The organism is Streptosporangium vulgare (genome assembly GCF_042428775.1).
Lineage (GTDB): Bacteria > Actinomycetota > Actinomycetes > Streptosporangiales > Streptosporangiaceae > Streptosporangium > Streptosporangium vulgare.
In genome coordinates this window covers 58014-76502 of sequence record NZ_JBHMBS010000035.1, presented here as the reverse complement: position 1 = coordinate 76502, position 18489 = coordinate 58014, and the positions used below count along the sequence as shown (strand labels likewise).

The following is an 18489-nucleotide window of genomic DNA, read 5'->3' as shown; positions in this document are numbered from 1 at the left end:
CGTGCGGCCAGTGCTCGATCCGCGCGATCTCCTCCTCGCTCAACCCCACCGGGACGAACTGGACGAGCGTGCTGTGCTCCCCGGCCACGCCCAGCGCGCCGTAGGTGGCGTCGACCAGCCGGGTGGCGGTCTCCACGATCCTGCGCAGCATGGTCTCCAGGTCCAGGTCGCTGCCCACCGCGACCACCGCGTCCAGCAGCGCGTGCGCCCGGTCGCGGGTGGCCAGCACCGCCTCCAGACGCTCTCGCAGCTCCTGCAGCAGCTCGTCCAGCCTCATGTGCGGGATCAACGGCCCTGACTCCCCCATAGCCATACCTCCGAGTCTGCCCCTCGTACGCGCTCCCCACCCGCCGGGGGATGAGCGCGCACGAGGCGCGGCGGCAGGTCAGGAGGCACGGAGGAACGTGACGTGCCCTCACATCTCCTTGCCGCCGACGCCCCCGCCCGGCGTCGCCGGCGGGCGCCCCGCGGAACGGGAACGGCCCCTGGCCGCGAAGGCGCAGGGGCCGATCCGTTGCGCTCGGGAACGGAGGATCGAAGGGATCAGGGGCGGGGGAACCGGGAAGGGAAGGTCACCCGGCCTTCGACTCGTGCGAGACGCCGAGGTGCGCCGGGACGGCCGGGACGACCGGGACGACCACCTCACGCCACGTCGAGCCGGGCGGAGTCTCCGTACGCGAGCTGACCCCGACGGTTTCGAGCGCGCTGCGGTAGGCGTTCGCCTGCCTCTCCGGCACACCGGCCCGGCCCCAGAGGTCACCGATCTCGCGCCAGAGCCTGGCCGATTCCCGGTCGACGTAGGAGGCCACCGAGGCGACCGGGTCGGCGAGCAGTTCCTGAGCCTTCTCCAGCGCCGGGCCGCCGTCTTTGGAGCGTGCCAGAGCCAGTTCGGCCAGAACCACGTACGCCATCGCCGGCACCGTCCCGCGCACGCCGTCGAGCAGGCCGAGGGCCTGTCCGACCAGCTCGCCGGCGGCGTCCGCGTCGCCGGAGCGCAGCCGCACCCTGGAGAGCACGACCATGCCCCGGGCGTGCTCGATCGTGCCGGGCGACAGGCGCGAGAGGATCTCGGTCGCGGAGGCGGCGAACTCACCCGCCCGGTCGAGATCCGCGTCTTCGGGACGCGAGGTGGCGGTCCACGCCCAGCGCATCGCGCTCCGGACGTAGCGGACGGCCATCCGCGCGGGACGCCCGGCGGCGACGGCGTCCGCCGCGAGCCGCGCGGCGAGCGCGGAGTTCTCCTCCTCCGCCGCGGCCGTGCCGGCCCGCCACAGGCCGAGGACCTCCGGCTCGCGGTCAACGGTGTCGGGCAGGTGGGAGGCGGTCAGCACGCGCTCGACGTACGCGAGGTCGACCTCCATCTCGGCGAGCACGGCGGCGAGGTCGAGGGCGAGGTCACCCCGGTCGAGCCCGAGCCGGTCGGCCTGGGCCAGGGCCTCCCTCCCGAGGTCCCGGGCGCGCTGCGTGTCACCCGCGCGGTGGTAGCAGCGGCAGAGCGCCACGACGAGCGGCAGGTCGGCGAGGCGCTCGGGATGCGCCGCGGCCTCGTGGCGAAGCAGCTCGTAGACCTCGACCGCCCGAGCCGTGTGCCCCTGGGCCTCCAGCGCGCGGGCCTGGCCGAAGCGCGCCTGCGCGGCGAGGGCGGCGTTGTCGCCCCCCGCGGCCTTGGCCGTGTCCGCGAAGAGCCCGGCCGCGACGGCCGGGTCCCCGTGGTACAGCTCGAGCTCGGCCTGCCGCAGGGCGAGCGCGGTGTCGACGCGCTGGTGGGGCTCGATCCCGTGGAGCAGGAACTCAATGCCGCAGCCGAGCCGATCGGCGAGCAGGCGTGTGACGACCGGGGTGGGAGTCCGTTTTCCGGACTCGATGAGCGAAACGTAACTGTCAGACAGGTCTGGCCCGGCCAACTGCGCCTGGGACATGTGCCTGCTCAACCGCAATCCACGGATGCGGTCGCCGATGGTTGCTTGACCGGCCATCACCAGAGCCGTTCCGTCGGCGGCACGATGAGATCCACGTCCCACTCCTTACGCACGGTTTACTGTTAATTACACTAGATCGTACTGCCCTTCGTGGCCAACAGGGCGGTAGCGGCAGACCGTTTCACCCGGGTTTCGTGGCAGATACCACCGGGGGGCGGGCGGCGCACCACGCGGCCAGGGCCGCGCGCAGGGCGACGTCGAGGGAGGCGGGGTTCCTCTCCTCGATGGCACAGGCGATGTAGCCGTCCGGACGGATCAGCAGCACGGGGAGGCCACCGCACGCGGGAACGGCGTGGATCACCCGCTCCCCGTACGGCGAGCCCGCCGCGTCCGCCGGATCGCCCTCGGGGGCGAGGATCACGAAGCGCCCGGCCCGCAGCGCCTCGTACAGCCGGACCGGCTCCCCGGCCAGGCGGATGTCCGGCACCCTCTGGCCGGCCAGCCGGTGCGCTCCCGGGAGGGCGGGATAGGAGATGCCCAGGCCCGACACGGTCTCGGCCAGCCAGCGGCCGAGGGGGCGGATCCGGTTCGCGGCGGCGGGAAGCACGGAACGGGCGACCCGCGACCGCCAGGTCGAACCCATGGCGGCGCTGAGCATGGTGCTGTTCATCCGCAGGGCCCTCCTGCCGACCGGATACCGCTCGGTGTGGTAGGTGTCGAGCAGGCCGTCCGGCGCCCAGCCCTGGACCCCGGCGACGAGCTTCCAGCCGAGGTTGGCCGCGTCCTGCAGGCCGGTGTTCACGCCCTGCCCGCACGCCAGCGAGTGCACGTACGCGGTGTCGGCGGCCAGGAACACCCGGCCGACGCGATAGCGGAGCACCTGCCGCTCGTCGCTGTGGGCCCTCGACAGCCGGCGGGCGTCGTGCATGCCGAAGTCGCTGCCCATGACACGCCGGGTGGCGTCACTGATCTCGCGAAGGCTGATCTTGGCGCTGTCGGGAAGCTGCCGCCGCCGGTCCCAGGCGACGACCTGGTACCAGCCGTCGCCATGGGAGGAGACGAAGGAGAAACCCTCCTCGTTGGCGGTGAGGATCAGATCCCGCTCCGGCTTCTCCTCCAGAAGGACGTCGGCCTGCATGACCGACTGCACGGCGGAGCGTCCGGGAAACGGGACGCCCAGCGCGTCCCGCACGACGCTGCGCAGGTCGTCGGCGCCCACGACGAACCGCGCGCGCCAGGTCCGCATCATGCCGTCGGCGCGTACGTCGACGTCCACCCCGGCCGCGTCCTGGCTCAGCCCGACCGCCTCGGCGCCGCGCACGATCTCCGCCCCGAACCGGGTGGCACGCTCCTCGAGCACCCGCTCGGCGTTGCACCGCGGGGTGCACAGCAGGAACGGGAACCGCGAGGGCAGGTGGGACAGGTCGAGATCCAGGCCGTTGAACATCCGCACCGTCTCGACGATCGTGCCGGTGCCGATCAACTCGTCGGCGACACCCCGGGCGTCGAGTTGCTCAAGCGTACGAGCGTGCAGGGGGAAGACCTGGGTGAGCCTCGAGCACTGGGGGTCCCGCTCCACGACGGTGCAGGCGACACCTCTCGCGGCGAGATCACCCGCGATCAGCAGGCCCGCGGGGCCGGCACCAACAACCAGCACATCCGTGTCGAACGGCACCATCAGCGTCTCCAATCCCACGCGAGGCGGCTCCCTGACGCGATCACCGGGATGAAAACCAGCGCCGATCCACCCCTGCCTTTCCTCGCACGCTGAGATCCGGCCCTCGGACCGGCGAATCGCCGCTCCGGCACCGTCCGTCTTTCGCCGCCGCCTCGTCCGGCCGATGTCGTACGACGACCATCGGCGGCCCTCTCATGCTACGACCAGGCTTTCCCCGGCGTGTCGGCGCCCGCCCCCGCCCGCGGTGTGATCGCCACGACACCCGCGCCCGGCCCGCCACCACGGATCGAGAACCGGCCGGGGCCGCCGTCGCCCGGCCCGAAACGCCACCCACCGACCATGATCGGCTCGGCCCGACACGCCGCGTACGGCCTCGGTCCCGCACGGTACGCCGAGCGCCGCCCGGTCGAGCCGGATCCGGCCGGTGACGGTGCCGGGCCGCTCCGGCGCAGCCCGGCCGCCTCCGGCACGGGCGGCGCCGACCGCTCCGGGGTGCCCGTGCCGGGCACGCGCCGGTGCCGGGCCTCAGGCGCGGGTGAGAATCACCACCGGGATGTCGCGCGCGGTCTTGCGCTGGTAGGCGGCGTACTCACCGTGGATGCCGACCATCTGCTCCCACAGGGCGGGCTTCTCCCCGGCGGTCGCGGTCCGCGCGACGGCGGGGAACACCTCGGCCACCACCTGCACCTCGACCCGCGGCAGGGCCAGCACGTTGTGGTACCACAGCGGGTGGTCGTCGGCCCCGCCGTTGGAGGCGACGACCACGTAGTCGTCACCGTCGCGGCCGTAGATCAGCGGGGTCCGCCGCCTCAGCCCGGACCTGCGGCCGACGGTGGTCAGCAGCAGGGTGGGCCTGCCGTAGTAAAGGTGACCGTCCGCGCCGTTCGACTCGACGTATTTGCGGAGGTGTTTGGAGACCCAGTCGGTGGGTGAGTCGGTGATCTCGTCGCTCATGCGGCTCACGCTAGCGGCCCCCGGTGACATTTCTTGATCCGGTTTCGCTCCGATCCCGATCCGGTCCTTCTGGCTCTTCCGGTTCCTCTGGCTCTTCCGGTCGCGGCGATCCGGCCTCCTCGCTCCCCCCTCACCCCCTCGTTTCACGGCGGTCGTGGTCGTCCGGCTCACCGGGATCGCGGTGGAGGTGGCCGTCGTGCCAGGACGCCTGGACGAGGGCCCGTTCGGTGGCCGCGAGGTGGACCGCCGCGGCGAGCCACGCCCAGGCGTACCCGTCGCCGCCGGAGTCGACCAGGCGGCCGAACACGTCGCGGGTGCGGCGGTCCGCCTCCTCGGTGAGCGCGGCGACGAGGTCCGCGGAGGTCTCGAATCCCGCCCGGCGGAGCGGGACCAGCTGGGCGAGGGAGTCACCGTCGCGAGCGGACTCGGCGACCGCCCGCCGCCCTCCGGAGACGGCCAGCTCGACGAGACGGCCCGCCCGCCACAGGGGTGAGCCCGCCACGGGGTCCGGGTCGGACCCGGCCGCCTCCCGCCGGGACGAGCAGGCGTCGCGGGGCGGAAGGTGGGCCCCCTGCAGGCGGTCGTACCCGAGGTCGGCGCGGTCCAGCCATTCGGCGGGCAGGCGCAGCGTGGGCCCGGCGCCCGGAACCGGCCCGACCGCGAGCGGGCGCAGGGTGGCGGCCCGCCCGAGGTCCAACCGGCCGATCACCCGCACCCGCAGCCCCGGCCTGGACGCGAGCTGCCGCAGGTTGGCGACATGGGCCAGCTCGGGGTGGGAGTCGGCCGCCACGAGCCGGATCAGCGGCTCCCGCGTTCCCCGCGTCCCCCCCTCCGCCGATCCGGCGCGGTCCCGTTCCGTGGGAGGCGGTAGCTCCCGGGCGAGCAGCCGGTCCCCCTCGGCGCCGACGATCTCCAGGTCGCATCCGACCGGCTGTTCCGCCGCCCCGCCGTCCCGCGGGTCGCTCCACGAGGTCCCGGAGAACACCGCGTCGGCCACCGTCGCGAGCGGCCGGGCGAACAGGGCCGCCAGCGGCCCTTCCGACCAGGACAGTCCCGCGACGGGGTTGGCCCGCACACCTCGGCCCGCGCCGAGGCGCCCGTCCGGGGAGATCGTCGCACCGGAGATCAGCAGCCCCCGCCGGGCGAGCTGGGCGTGGTCGAGAGCCGCCGCGCCGAGGGCGACGGTGGCGGTGGCGGCGCCCCGGGCACGGGCCGATCCCCCGGGCCTGACGTCGGCGACGGAGAACCAGCGGCCGTCCTCGGCGACGAGGTGGGTGACCACCCCGCCGTAGCCGGTGGCACTGATCACCGGTTCCCTGCAGACCCCGTACACCCTCAGCCCCTCGCCCCGCCGGTAGGCGCGGCGCGCGGTTCCCACCAGGGCGGGGTCGGGGTCGGCCGCCGCGAGCCTGCCCGCGGTCAGCAGGAGCTCCCGGAGCGCGGAGACCAGGTCGGCGAGGCGATGACCGTCATGGCGGGCGCGAGCGGCCCGCAGCTCGCGGACGACGCGCAGGGCGGCGGCCTCGGCCCGGTGCAGACCCGCCACCCGGGCCGTGTGGGCCGCGCGGAGCAGTTCGGCCTGGGGCACCGCCCCGGCACCGGGCACCCCGCCCGCGAGAACCCCGGCGGCGGCGGCCCAGAGCCCGGACGCGGCGGCCGTCTGCCCGGCGTTGGGGCCGGAGGCGAGGACCTGGACGGGAGCGGGGACGGGGGCAGGGACGGAGGGCAGGTCCGCGGCGGGGGGCGCGCCCGCGAGCGGGGACGCCTTCCCGCCGGGGGCCGGGACGAGGCCTGCGGCCCGGTCCGCGACCGTTCCCGACCCCGTACGCGAACCGGGTTCCGTCTCCGTCTCCATCTCCGGACCCGGACCCGCGCCGGTGCTCGTCCCCGCGCCCGAGTCCGAGTTCCCTGGCAGGTCCGCGGGCAGGTCCGGAGGCATCGACAGGGCCGGGTCCGCGACCGGGCAGGCGCTGAGGACGGCCGCCCGGTGCAGGCAGCGGGGCGCGAGCAGGCAGCTGCACCGGGCCGCGCCGGGGTCGGCGATCACACCGGGTGACCCCGGCGTGAGGGTGACCACCGCGTCCTCCCCCCAGCTGATGGAGACGCCCTGACCGTCGGCGACGGCCGGGAGCCCGGCGCACCGCTCGATCGCCGCGTCGAGTTTCTTGCGCAGCCGGGGCGTGAGCTCCTCCACGGCCGAGGCGACCACGTGCGGCTCCACCGGCGGCAGCTGCCCTGCCGGAGTCGCCGGGGCCGCCGGGGAGACGGCGGAGGCTGGGGGGTTCAACGGTTCTCTCCTCGGAGACGGTCGCCCACCCAGCGGGCGAGGGCGAGCGGGCTGAGTGCGGCGACGGGCATGCCCGCCGCGACGAGCTGCTGGGCGACGGGCACCGAGTAGCGCGGGGCTCCGCTGTCGTCCAGGGCGGCGCAGCCCAGCAGGTGCACGCCGGAGGAGACGAGGGAGCGGACCTCGCCGAGAAGCCCTCCGAGCGGGTAGCCCTCCTCGAAGTCGCTGACCACCACGACGAGCGTGCGGCTCGGCACGGTGACCAGGGAGCGCGCGTGGGCGAGCCCGGCGGCGATGTGCGTGCCGCCGCCGACCCGCACGTCGAGCAGCAGGGACAGCGGGTCGGCGACCCGGTCCGTCAGGTCGATCACGCTGGTGGAGAAGGCCAGGAAGTGGGTGGAGAGCGTGGGGACACCTCCCAGGACGGCCGCGGTGAGCGCGGACCAGATCACCGAGGCCTCCATCGAGCCCGACACGTCGACCACGAAGACCAGCCGCCAGTCGGCCTCGTTGCGTACCCGGGTGGTGAAGACCGGCCGTTCCGGCACGACGAGGAGCCTGCCGTCGCCCGTCCGGCGCGTGTGCGCCAGGTTGGCCCTGAGGGTGGCGGGCAGGTTGAGCCGCCCTCCGGGGCGCCGGGTGGGACGCGGCGTCGCCAGTCCGGTCAGCGCGGGGCGCAACCGGGTGGCGAGTTCCCTGGCCAGCTCGGCGACCAGGCGGCGGACGAGCGGCCTCAGCCGGGAGAGCCTCTGCTCGGGCAGCCCGCCTGCCAGGGTCAGGACGGAGGTCAGCAGGTCGATCGACGGGCGCACCGAGTCGGGGTCGAGCTCGGCCAGCACGTCGGTCCGGCCGGCACCGGCCGCGTCGGCCAGTACCTCCTCCCGCACCTCCGTTCCGAACAGGGCGTCGAGCTCCTCGGCCCACTCACGGGCGGAGGGGAAGGAGGCACCCTGCCCGCCCGCGTCGCCACCGTCGCCCGGCCCGTACCCGAAGTCACCCGCCCCCTCTCCCCGGCCCGCCCCGTACAACTCGTCCAGGGCGTGCGCGTAGCGCCTCGCTCCTGCGGGCAGCCGCCCGGTCTCCCTTCCGAGGAGCAGTCGCCACCGGTCGGCCGGGGCGAGCCGCCGCGGGGCGGCCTCCCTTTCCCCTTCCGGTTCCTCTTCCTGTTCCTCTCCTGCCAGGGCCGCGGCCGGAGGCTCGCCCGCCTCCCCGGAGGGCGCGGCGGAAGGATCCTCCCCGGGAGAAGCGACGCGGGGATCCGGCTCCCCGATGGCCGTGGCCGGCCCATCCTGGGCGGGGGGCACAGGCGGCGCGGGTGGCTCGGGCGGCGCGGACGTCCCGGATCCGGCCGGGGGGAGGGAGAGGCCGGGCACGGGAAGCCGCAGGGCGGTCAGGGCGGCCCGTCCGGCGGCGTCCGCGGCGGTCCAGAGTGCCACGAGCTCGGGCGGGGCGCCCAACGCCAGGTCGAGCCGGTCACCGAGACGGTCGGTCACGGCCCGCAGCAGCCGGTCGCGCGCCGCCGGGGCGAGCGTGTCGAAGCCGCCGCGCAGCGCGGGCAGCCGGTCGAGGAAATCCTGGTCGGTGAGGCCGTCGACGCGGTCGAGCAGTGGATCGAGGGCACCGGCCGCCGACTGCAGGAGCGGGCCCGCGGCGACCAGCAGGCCGGTGAGCAGACGGGACAGCCGGTGGCGTCCCGCCGGTCCGGTGGCGGTGTCGATCCATCCGGCGGCTCGGGCCCCGAGGGTGTCCGGCGCGTCCAGGTCGAGCAGGACGCGGGCCGCGAGCGCGGTCCCCTGGATGAGCGGGGAACCGGTGCGCGCGAGGGTGTCCAGCGCGTCGTCGAGACCCAGGCCGAGCCGCTGCTCGGCGGAGCGGGTGACGAGCGCGATCAGGGCGGCGGCGTCCTCGGGCCGGTCGCTGCCCGCCAGGCCGGGCAGCGACCGCACGGCCGCCTCCAGCAGGGTGCCCGCCAGCTCCGCCGCCCGGTCCCGGCTCTCCGGCGTGGTACCGGGGAGGTGCTCGTGGCGCAGCGCCTCCAGCAGGTCGAGGGCCTGGAGCAGCTCGGGCAGTCCCGCGGTGGCGGGCAGCACGGAGGCGGCGTCCTCAAGGCGGTCGGCGACCAGGTCGCTCAGGTCGCAGGCGGCCGCGGCGCGCAGTCCCGCGAGGACCAGCTCGCAGGTGGGGCCGCCCTCTGCGGACTCCCTGCGGAAGGTCTCGCGCAGCGTCCCCTCGGCGGCCAGGGCCGCGGTGACGCCCCGTACGCCCGCCAGGTCCAGCAGCGCGGCGGCCGAGGGCGTCCACGAGAGCTGCCACCTGGTGGTGAGGGCGGTCCCGTCACCGGTGCCCGTCACCTCGGTCGGCCGTCCGTAGCCGGTGCCGCACACCAGCAGGCGCTGCAGCAGGACCTCGCGGCGGCGGTCCAGGTCCGAGCGGAGCGGGTCGAGGCGGACCTCCCGGGAACCGGGGTCGCCGGGGTGGGGCAGCCGCAGCTCCGCCAGTTCGGCCTCGACCGCGGGGCCCAGCCCGGAGCGGGGGGTGCCCGGCGCGGTCCTGCCGCGCTCGGTGCCGACGAGGACCGTCTCGAGGGCGCGGGCGAGCGCCCAGCCGCGCCCCAGGGGTTCGCCCTGGCCGAGCACGGTCGTCACCGCCTCCAGCAGCTCGCCGCGCCCCGGCGCGGGCAGCCCGCGCAGACGGGCCAGGTCACAGGCGAGCCGCAGCGTCTCCACGGCCTCGCCGGTGCCCGCGGTGTGCCCGGCGGCGCGCAGCTCACGGCAGATCTCGGTGATCGTACGGGCGGCGGCGTCCCTGATCCTCACGGGGTCGCCGCCCGCGACGAGGACCGCCTGCTGCCAGCGCGGGTCGCGGATGCCCGCCGGGTAGCCGGACCTGGAGTCGAGCAGGTCGAACGCGTACGGGACGAGCGACGTGGCGGGCGAGGGGCCTCCGGCGCCCGGCATGTCGGGGACGCCGGTGCCGCGTGCCGGAGCCGGGGCGACCGGGCCACGGGTGACCAGGGCGGGAGCGTGGAAGGGGACGATCACCGCGGCGACCCGGCGCCCCCCGACGGCCGCCTCGGCGAGAACCTCACGCATGTACGCCTCACGGGCCAGGTCGCCGGGCGACACTCCACCCGAGGCCTCCGCGTCCTGTCGCAGCGCCCAGCCCACGCCCAGCGCGGCGCGGCGGACCGCCTCGGGCGGGCAGCCGGGAGCGAGGACCTCGACGGCGCGGTCCCACATGTCGTCCCCCTCCCTGCCGGTGGCGGAGGCGGCGAGGCCGTCGGCGAAGGCCCTGGACGGCGGTGTCGCCGCGCCCGACCCGGCAGGGGTCACCGCACCGGACCCGGCAGGGGTCACCCCGGCGGACCCGGCCGGTGTCGCGGCATCGGACCCGGCCGGATCGCTCTCCGACCAGGCGGGGGCGGAGAGCGGGAGGTCGCAGCAGAGGACCTCGGCCCCGCGTTCACGCGCCCAGCGGATGGCGGCCAGCTCGGGCGAGAAGTCGGCGAAGGGGTAGAAGCCGAGCCGCCCGTCGCCGCCCGTACCGGCGAGGGCGACCGGGGCGAGGGTGGCCGGATCCGCGAGGTGGACCAGCCACGGCTGGAAGTCGGCGGGCAGTTCGACGCAGACCACCTCGGCTCCGGCGGCGTCGAGCAGGGCCGGGACGGCAGCCGCCAGCGCGGGGCTGTGGTGGCGCACGCCGAGCAGGTAGGGCTGCCCGTCACCCGTCCCCGCGAGCGCCTCCACCGCGCCCCGCGGATCGGCACCGGCGTCCCCACCGTGAGCGTCCCCACCAGGAAGACCGGAACCACGATCAGCCGTCACCGGGACGTCACCGTCTCGAACGTCCCCACCGAGAACCCCGGAGCCATGCCCCGCCGTCACCTCGACGCCACCGTCTCGGACGCCACCGTCGGAAACATCGGCGCCGTGCTCAACGGCCACCCCGACATCACCCTCTTGGACGTCCCCACCGAGAACCCCGGAACCAGGCCCCGCCGTCACCTCGACGTCACCACCGGAAACCCCGGAACCAGGCCCTGCCGGCACCCGGGCATCACCGTCTTGAGCACCCGCGTTCGCCGTGTTCTCCGTGCCGGGAGTGCTCTCCCGTCGATCGCTCGTCACCGCAGGCTCTCCCGCAGGTCCCAGAGGCGGCGCCACATCGCGGAGCCGTCCTCGGCGCGACGTCGCACCGGGCCGTCCCAGTAGCCGAGCAGCCGCGCGTGGTCGGCCGGGTCGTCCTTGCGGACCACACCGAGCAGGTGACCGGGTACCAGGTCGAGGACGTCCCCGCCGGGCAGGTAGGCCGCCGCCACCCCGAGGGAGGCCGCCACCTGCACCGCCTCGGCCGTGGACATCACGGTTCCCGGGCGCTCCACGTCCCAGCCCTCCGCCGAGCGGCCCGAGCGCAGGTCGCGGAAGACGGTGACCAGCGCGTCCAGCACGGCGTCGTCGACGCCGAAGGCGGCACCGGCCCGCCGCACCACGGCGGTGGCCTGGCCGCGCACCAGGGCGGCCTCGGCGACGGGATCGGCGATGGGGGCGACGGTCTCGAAGTTGAACCGGCGCTTGAGGGCCGCAGACATCTCCGAGACGCCCCGGTCGCGCAGGTTGGCCGTGGCGATCACGGTGAAACCGGGGGTGGCCGCCGTCAGGGCGTCGGGCGTGCCCGCGAGTTCGGGCACGCTGAGGCGCCGGTCGGACAGGATCGACACCAGGGCGTCCTGCACCTCGGGCAGGCAGCGGGTGATCTCCTCGATCCGGACGACCTGCCCGGCCCGCATGGCGGCCAGCACCGGGGAGTCGACCAGCGCCTGGCGGCTCGGTCCCTGGGCGAGGAGCAGGGCGTAGTTCCAGCCGTACCGGAAGGCGTCCTCGGTGGTGCCGGCGGTGCCCTGCACGGTGAGGGCGCTCGTGCCGCAGACGGCGGCGGCGAGGAGTTCGGAGAGCATCGACTTGGCGGTTCCCGGCTCGCCGACCAGCAGCAGGCCGCGCTCGCCGGCGAGGGTGACCACGCAGCGTTCCACCAGGGAACGCTCACCGACGAACTTGGGGGTGATGGCGAGCCTGACGGGCGGCGCGCCGTCGCCGTCACCATCGCCGCCGCCCTTCGCCCGCCGGGATCCGGGCAGTTCGAGGGTCTCGCCCCCGCTGCCGCAGACGAAGGTGACGACCGCGCGCGGGGTCAGCGCCCAGCCGGGCGGGCGGGGGCCGTCGTCGTGGGCGGCGAGGAAGGCGAGTTCGGTGGCGTGCTGTTCCTCGGCCGGCAGCGTACGCCGGTCGGGAAGGGCCGCGGGGGCCACCTGTTCCGTCATGGTCATCGAGGGGATCCTTCTGGTCGGGAAACTGCCGGGTCCGGCCGGGACCCGGTCTGAAACCACCCGGTCCGGCCGAGGTCCGGTCGGGGACTGCCCGGCCCGGCCGGGACGCGTGCGACGAGCCCGCGCCCCGGCCGGTCAGGCCTGGTGAGAACGGATGTTCTCCAACGGAGAGCGATCCGTGTCGTGGAGGTCCGCGCGTCCGGTTCGTCCGCGCGGCCCACCGTGCGAGGCCCCTCCCCTCGGGAAGAGTCCGCGCGGGGAGGAGCCGTGCGGGGAGGGGCCGTGCGGGAGAGTGCCCGCGGGAAGAGCCCCCCGCGGGGAGAGTGCCTGCGGGGAGAGTCCTGCGGTGGGAACCGCGGGAGGAGGGCCACGCGGAGAGAGGGACCCGTCAGCGGCGCCTGCCACGCCGCACGCGGAGTTCCTCGAAGCGCGGGACGTCACCGTCGCGGACCCTCCGCCACACCCTGGCGTAGAGGTCGGCGACGGGCTCGGCGGGAACGACCACCCCGAGCACCGCGCTCTCCTCGCTGACCAGGTCGAGCAGGGGGAACTTCCACCGCTCGACCGGGACGTTCGGAGCCTTGAGCTCGGCCCAGGCCCCCGGCAGGAAGAGCGAGCGGCCCGCGCGGGTGCGGCCCGCCTCGACCACCAGGTCGGTGGCGGCCAGCTCGGCGCGGGCCGCCTTGAAACGGGCGGGCTTCCAGCCGGTCCACCGGGTGACGTTCTTGTCGGTGGGATCCGGCATCGCGAGCAGCGCCAGGTAGAGCGCCGCGGCGTCCGGGCCCAGTCCGTACTCCCCCGCGACCTGGGACAGCAGCGCGGGCACGGAACGGGAGGGGTCCTGCGGCCACCAGGTGCCGTCGGCCGCGCGCTCCCCCGCGACCGGGTCTCCGGGGTCGGCCAGAAGCGCCTCGAAACGCGGATCGCGGGCGATGCGCAGCGCCAGCTCGGCGGCGAAGGGCCGTTCGGGGTGGCCGGTCAGGGCACGCAGGGCCGGCAGGTAGGGATCGCCGCCCGCCGCGTCGAGCAGGGCGACGCGCAGGCCCGGCGCGGGCCGGTCGTCATGGGTGGCCATGATCACGGCACCGTGGCGTTCCCAGCCCTCGGCGACCTCGGTGGGAGCCCCGGCGACCTTGCGGAATCCGGGAAGGTCGACGTACTCGCCCAGGTCGAGCAGCAGGTCGGGATTGGCCAGCCGGTCCCTGACCGCGGCGAGCACCGCGGGCAGCGCGGCCCGCACGGGATCGCCGGAGGGCAGCCGGTGGGCGAGCCACGCGCTCAGCGCGATCGCGGAGACCAGCGTGGACTGGGTGAATCCGGTGCCGCCGCCGTCGGCCGGGGAGACCCGGTCACCCTTCACCCGCCAGCGCAGGTCCGTGCCGAGCTCCGGCGCCGAGGCCGGGTCGAGCAGGGCGGGCAGCGCCCGGCTCGGCTCCCATCCGGTGCGTACCGCGCGGGTCGCCTCCCCGACGAGCCACTCGGGGACGGCGGCCCGCCGCCCCACCCTGGCGTTCCACACTCGCGCGGCGGCGGCGACGTCCGGGCCTTCGGTCCACAGCTCGGCCGGGCGCTCGGGCAGCAGCGCGCCGACGACCTCCCGCCGTACGTCGGCGTCCATCTGGCGCAGTTCGTCCTTGGCCACGGCGGCGTCGGCCGCCTTCACCCCGAGGGCGGCCCGGAGGTCGGCTGGCAGGAAGCCGCGCTCGTAGGTGTCCACGTACGGCAGCCCGGCGACGACCAGCCGGGCCGTCGTCCCGGTCACCCCGGTGAGGCGCGCGAACTCCTCGGCGCTCTCCGGCCGCCAGGGCGCGGGGCCGCGTCCGGCGAGCTCGGTGAGGAACTCCCCGAGCCAGCCCGCCCGCCTGGCCTCACCGACCGGACCCGAGGAGCACACGGTGTAGGGGTGGGGTACGGCGAAGCGGCCCGCCGGGTCGTGGAAGAGCGCGGTGAAGCGGTAGCCGCCGTTGTCGGAGCCGGAGGTCAGGAACGCGATGAGGGCGCCGTCCTCCAGCGGGAGCACGTTGCGCCCGCCATCGGGACGGCCGTTGCGGGCGTTGTCGACCCAGGCGCCGTCGAGGCGCAGGACGAAACGGCGCCACGAGGACGGTTCGGCCGCGGAGGCCAGCCCGAGCGCCTCGAACTCGGAGAGCAGCTCGCGCAGCGCGGCCGCCTGCCCGGGATCGGACGCCGACGCCGCCCGGTAGGCCAGCGCGGCCGACCGGTCGAGCAGCGGCTCCCATTCCAGGGAGAGGTGCGCGAGCGGCGGCCCGTCCAGGTGGACGCGGACGGTCCGGCCGGAGGGCGTCCGCCTCTCGTGGCCGATCGTCCGCAGCTGCTGGAAGATGCCGTGGGACGTCTCCCTCCACCCCCAGTAGGGGGCCACGGCGCCGAGGCCGTTCAGTGCCTCGGTGAGCAGCCGGTCGGAGGGGCCTTCCGGCTCTCCCTTCCCCCGCTCGCCCGCGAGGGCGGCGGCGAGCCTGGCCGCCGCCGTGTCCAGGGTGGCCCGCTGGGCGGCGGCGAACGCCACCACCCCGGCGATCCCGGCGATCAGCGCGTCGTGGGTGACCTGCGGCAGCAGGGAGCGGACCAGGTCGCGCAGCTCCTCCCGCGCCGACCGCGGAGGCTGTCCCTGCTGACCGAATTGCCCTGACTGTCCGGGACCGGTGGGATGAGCGGATTCGGTGGACTCGACGGCCGCGGCGGCCTTCAGCAGGGCCGCCGCCGTCTCCCCGTCGATCCGGCGCAGGGCCGACGAGCCCTCCGGGTCACGGGGCCGCATGTGGTGCCAGTAGCGAAGGGGTGGCAGCAGGGCGCTGCCCTCCGCGAAGGTCCCCGGCCCGCCCTGCAGCGAGGCCGTCGCGACGACGACGCCCTCCGGGTCGACGAGCTTGACGTCGCGGTAGCCCGGGACGACGGCACACGGCCGGTCGTCGCCGGGGAAGGTCACCGCGCGCGACGGCCGGCCGTGCCCGTCCCGGCCGCCGCGCAGGGTGACGGCGCGACCGGCGAGGTCCTCGCCGCGCAGCGATCCGTCGGGCAGCTCGACCACCCGCCAGCCGAGCAGGCCGTCCACCGGGACTCCGGCCGGGGTGGCCTCGCCGGAGGGGGCGGGAAGCACCCAGCCGTCGCGGAAGGTGCTGCCCGGCGGTGCCGAGCGCAGCGCGTCGGCGAGGAATCCGGGCATGCTCAACCTGCCGTTCGTCATGGTGACCGGGTCGTGCTCGCGCCAGTCCTTGGCATCGCCGTCCCAGACCCAGAACGAGGTCCCGTCACCCATCAGGGCGCGCCTGCGGGGCACCGCGGTGTCGCCCGGGTGCAGCACACCCTCACCGGTGGTCCGCCCGCCACCGGGCAGCGGCAGGGTGACCGTGCCGCTGTCCGTCCTCCACCAGCTGATCTCCCCCTCCAGCGAGAGGATCCTCCCGGCGGAGGAGTGCCAGTATCCGCACAGCCCGTCACCGTGGGTGCCCCAGTAGACGAGCAGCTCGCCGTCGACGTACTGGAAGTCGGGGTCGCCCCAGACGCCGTCCGGCGCGGGGCGCAGGTCGTGGACGAGCACGGTCCCGTCCGGGCCGATGACCCTGGCCTGGGAGGGGCCGGAGACGATCAGGTCCGGCCAGGCGTCGGAGGTCGCGACGTCGTCCAGCTTCTTCGGGTCGACGAGGCCGGCGACCGCCTCCTCCCAGGCGGGCCAGCCCAGCTCGTCGAGGAGCCCGCCGCGCAGCGTCCTGGCGAGTTCGGCGGCGAGGTCGGCCCGCACCGCCTCGGCGACCTCCTCCTCGGCGAGGACCAGCGCCTCGCCGGGCAGCCAGGTCAGCCGGCTGAGGGCCTCGGGCAGCTGCGGCAGGCCGTTGGCGGCCGAGCGCCGGGCGACCGCGGCCACCCACTCCGCCAGCATCGTCCGGCCGCCGGGCGAGGCAGCCAGACGGCGTACGGCCCGGTGCCCGTCGGTGTCGTCGCCGAACGCCTCGGCGGCGCGGTGGAACGCGGGCCGGAAGCGGGGGGCGGCGGCCAGCGCGAGCAGGTCACGCCCCTCCTCCCCCCGCGCCCAGGGCTCCAGCAGCAGGCGCGCGTCGTCGCCCGGATCGGCGACCGGTATCTCCAGCGACAGCAGGAGGTCGACCAGGTCGGGGTCGGGCTTGAAGGGCACGGTCCCGCCCGTCGCGGCGAGCTCGGCGCGCAGCCGTCCCGCCACCCGCTCGACCAGGGCGTACAGGCCGGGCAGCCCCGGTGTTCCCCGTCGGCCGGGGTTCCAGATGGCCAGGAAGCGCTCGAGCCAGCCCGCCGTGCCGTCGGCGGGCCGTTCGTGCTCGGGCACCTCGGCCTCTCCCAGGCCCGCGGTGGCGCCCGACTCCTCCAGCACCTCCAGCCAGAGTGCGGGCATGCCGTCGTCGCCGTTGGCGGGCATCGTGTTCAGCAGCGTCCCGCGGAAGGCGGGCTCCCGCCCGGCGAGGGCGACCAGGGCCTGGCGGTGCGCCTTCCACCAGCCCAGCGGCGCCCCGGAGGTGGCGGGCAGTCCGAGCAGGTCCACCAGGTACGACTGCTCCTCGGCGTCCGCGTCCCGTCCGGCGGCCCTGGCCAGGCGGCGCAGCTCGACGGCCATCTGCGCGGACGGCGACAGCCCGCCCGCCGTACGGCGCACGCACAGCCGGTGGATCCTGCGCAGGGCCTCGTCGGCCGTCACCCGGCCCGCCAGCTCCTTGGCGTACACGGACAAGGCCTTCACCGGCAGGGCCCCGGCGAGCGCGAACTCCAGGAACACCGCGTCGAGCCGGTCCTCGTCGACGGGCAGGCCGTGCTCGGTCTCGGCCCTGCGCGCCTGGACGAACATCTGCGCCGCGTACGTGGCGTTCTCCACCGAGAGGAACACCCGGCCCGCCTGTTCGAGGAACGTCGGCAGGAAGTGCGGGACGGACCCGGCCAGCTGGGTGGCGAGCCGCTGGTAGGCGTCGAGCGCGGCCTTCGGCTTGGACTTCGCCTGCCGGCCCGCGCGGTCCAGCTCCGGCACGAGGGCGAGCGCGTGGTGGCCGTCCTCGGGATGGTGCACGAGCACCCACTCGGGGAATCCGAGCGAGCGCCGCAGGCCCACCCCGACGACGGCCGGCTCGCCGTCCGGCTCCAGCCCGAGGAAGGCCGCCGCGGCGTCCTCCGCCGCGCCCAGTTCCTCGGCGACCAGGCGGACCACCACCCTGTCCTCCAGGCCGGGGTGCCGGTAGGCGCGCGCGGTCAGCGGCACCGCCCGCTCGCCGCCGTCCGTGCCCGGCGGAAGGACCGCCCCGGCCTCCAGCAGCTCCCGCGCCCCGGCGGTGCCGGTGGCCTCCCGCGACTCGGGAACCGCTGAGGTGCTCGCTGACGACGTGGCGCCGCTCACGTGTTCGTCCCTTCCTCGACGTTGCGGCCGGCGTACAGCGCCGCGGCCATGCGCATTCCCTCGGACCAGGCCACCGGGCCGACCTCCCGCAGGGGAAGCCGCCTGCCGTCGGGGTCGTTCCAGGTCAGGTTGCCGGTCTCGGTGTCACCGTCCCAGTAGGGTTCTCCGATCCACACCGACGCCTCGGCGCTCCGCCCGGCGTCGCGCACCGCGCAGGTGGCGTAGCCGCCCGACACGCGGTAGCCGAGCGAGGTCGCGCGGGCGGCGAGACCGAACCGGGAGGCGAATCTCCCCCCGGCGAACTCCGTCACCTCGGTGGCCTTCTCCGCGTGCTCGGCGGGCCTTTCCCAGGTCGCCCGGTGGATCTGCTCGACGCGCTGGGTCACCCCCAGCTCCGCGGCGAACTCCCGCAGGTCCTCCAGGTCGGGGAGGAGCACCGGGTGGGGCAGGGTCACGGTCTCGGGGGACATCCGGACGGTCTCGCCGTCCAGGTTCACCGTCCGCAGCTCGCCCGAGCCGGTGACGTCCCGCAGGAAGCCCGCCTCGTCGTCGCCGACCACCACGAGGTCGCGCAGCACCGACCGCCACGCCTCGTCCGGCCACACCCGGGCCACCAGCCCGGTGGGGACGGGCAGGGACGACACCATCCAGGCGTCCACCCGTGCGACGCAGGTCGCCTCGTGCCGGTCGAGCCACTCGGCCAGGCGGCGCAGCCGCTCGACCTCGGGGTGCTCGCGCACCTGTTTGGGCAGCGACTTCAGCTGCCGTCCCGCCACCCGGCCCGTGGTGGCTCTCGCCGCCACCCGGCCCTCCACCAGGGCGACCTCGTACCCGTCGCCCGCCGCCAGCCAGCCCAAAGGGTCCCGCCTTTCACCATGGAAGGATCGCCGAAGCCCGCGGGGATTTCGTCACCCGCGACCGTGATGCGCGGAACGCTAACGCCCCGGACCGACAAAC

8 protein-coding genes and 1 pseudogene are annotated in these 18489 nt (G+C 75.6%); all 9 read right to left on the bottom strand.

Features of this window, described 5'->3' with window-relative positions; genetic code table 11:
* Window positions 1-313 (bottom strand): annotated as a pseudogene (locus tag ACFFRH_RS39480) (histidine kinase); the annotation flags it as partial.
* A gap of 259 nt (window positions 314-572) precedes the next feature.
* Complete coding sequence (locus ACFFRH_RS39475; protein WP_344744496.1) at window positions 573-1976, bottom strand: helix-turn-helix domain-containing protein; 1404 nt, start codon at window positions 1974-1976, stop codon at window positions 573-575.
* Between the two features lie 124 nt (window positions 1977-2100).
* Window positions 2101-3615 carry an FAD-dependent monooxygenase gene (locus ACFFRH_RS39470; protein ID WP_344744497.1) on the bottom strand — a complete coding sequence of 505 codons (1515 nt, stop codon included), beginning with the start codon at window positions 3613-3615 and terminating at the stop codon, window positions 2101-2103.
* Between the two features lie 507 nt (window positions 3616-4122).
* Window positions 4123-4551, bottom strand: a complete 429-nt coding sequence (locus tag ACFFRH_RS39465) for a nitroreductase family deazaflavin-dependent oxidoreductase (RefSeq protein WP_344744498.1) — start codon at window positions 4549-4551, stop codon at window positions 4123-4125.
* 130 nt (window positions 4552-4681) lie between these two features.
* Window positions 4682-6838 (bottom strand): hypothetical protein, encoded by a 2157-nt coding sequence (locus tag ACFFRH_RS39460; RefSeq protein ID WP_386162698.1) that lies wholly within the window; start codon window positions 6836-6838, stop codon window positions 4682-4684.
* On the bottom strand, window positions 6835-10662 hold the full coding sequence (locus ACFFRH_RS39455) for a vWA domain-containing protein (RefSeq protein ID WP_386162695.1): 3828 nt from the start codon (window positions 10660-10662) through the stop codon (window positions 6835-6837). Before ACFFRH_RS39455 ends, ACFFRH_RS39460 begins: the two co-directional genes overlap by 4 nt.
* Before the next feature lie 299 nt (window positions 10663-10961).
* Window positions 10962-12161: an ATP-binding protein gene (locus tag ACFFRH_RS39450; protein ID WP_344744503.1), complete on the bottom strand. Its 1200-nt coding sequence runs from the start codon at window positions 12159-12161 to the stop codon at window positions 10962-10964.
* A gap of 388 nt (window positions 12162-12549) precedes the next feature.
* Window positions 12550-17532, bottom strand: a complete 4983-nt coding sequence (locus ACFFRH_RS39445; protein WP_386162692.1) for a DNA-binding protein — start codon at window positions 17530-17532, stop codon at window positions 12550-12552.
* Window positions 17529-18389: a DUF4132 domain-containing protein gene (locus tag ACFFRH_RS39440; protein WP_344744510.1), complete on the bottom strand. Its 861-nt coding sequence runs from the start codon at window positions 18387-18389 to the stop codon at window positions 17529-17531. The genes ACFFRH_RS39445 and ACFFRH_RS39440 overlap by 4 nt, the downstream gene beginning before the upstream one ends.
* Window positions 18390-18489 lie beyond the last annotated feature (100 nt).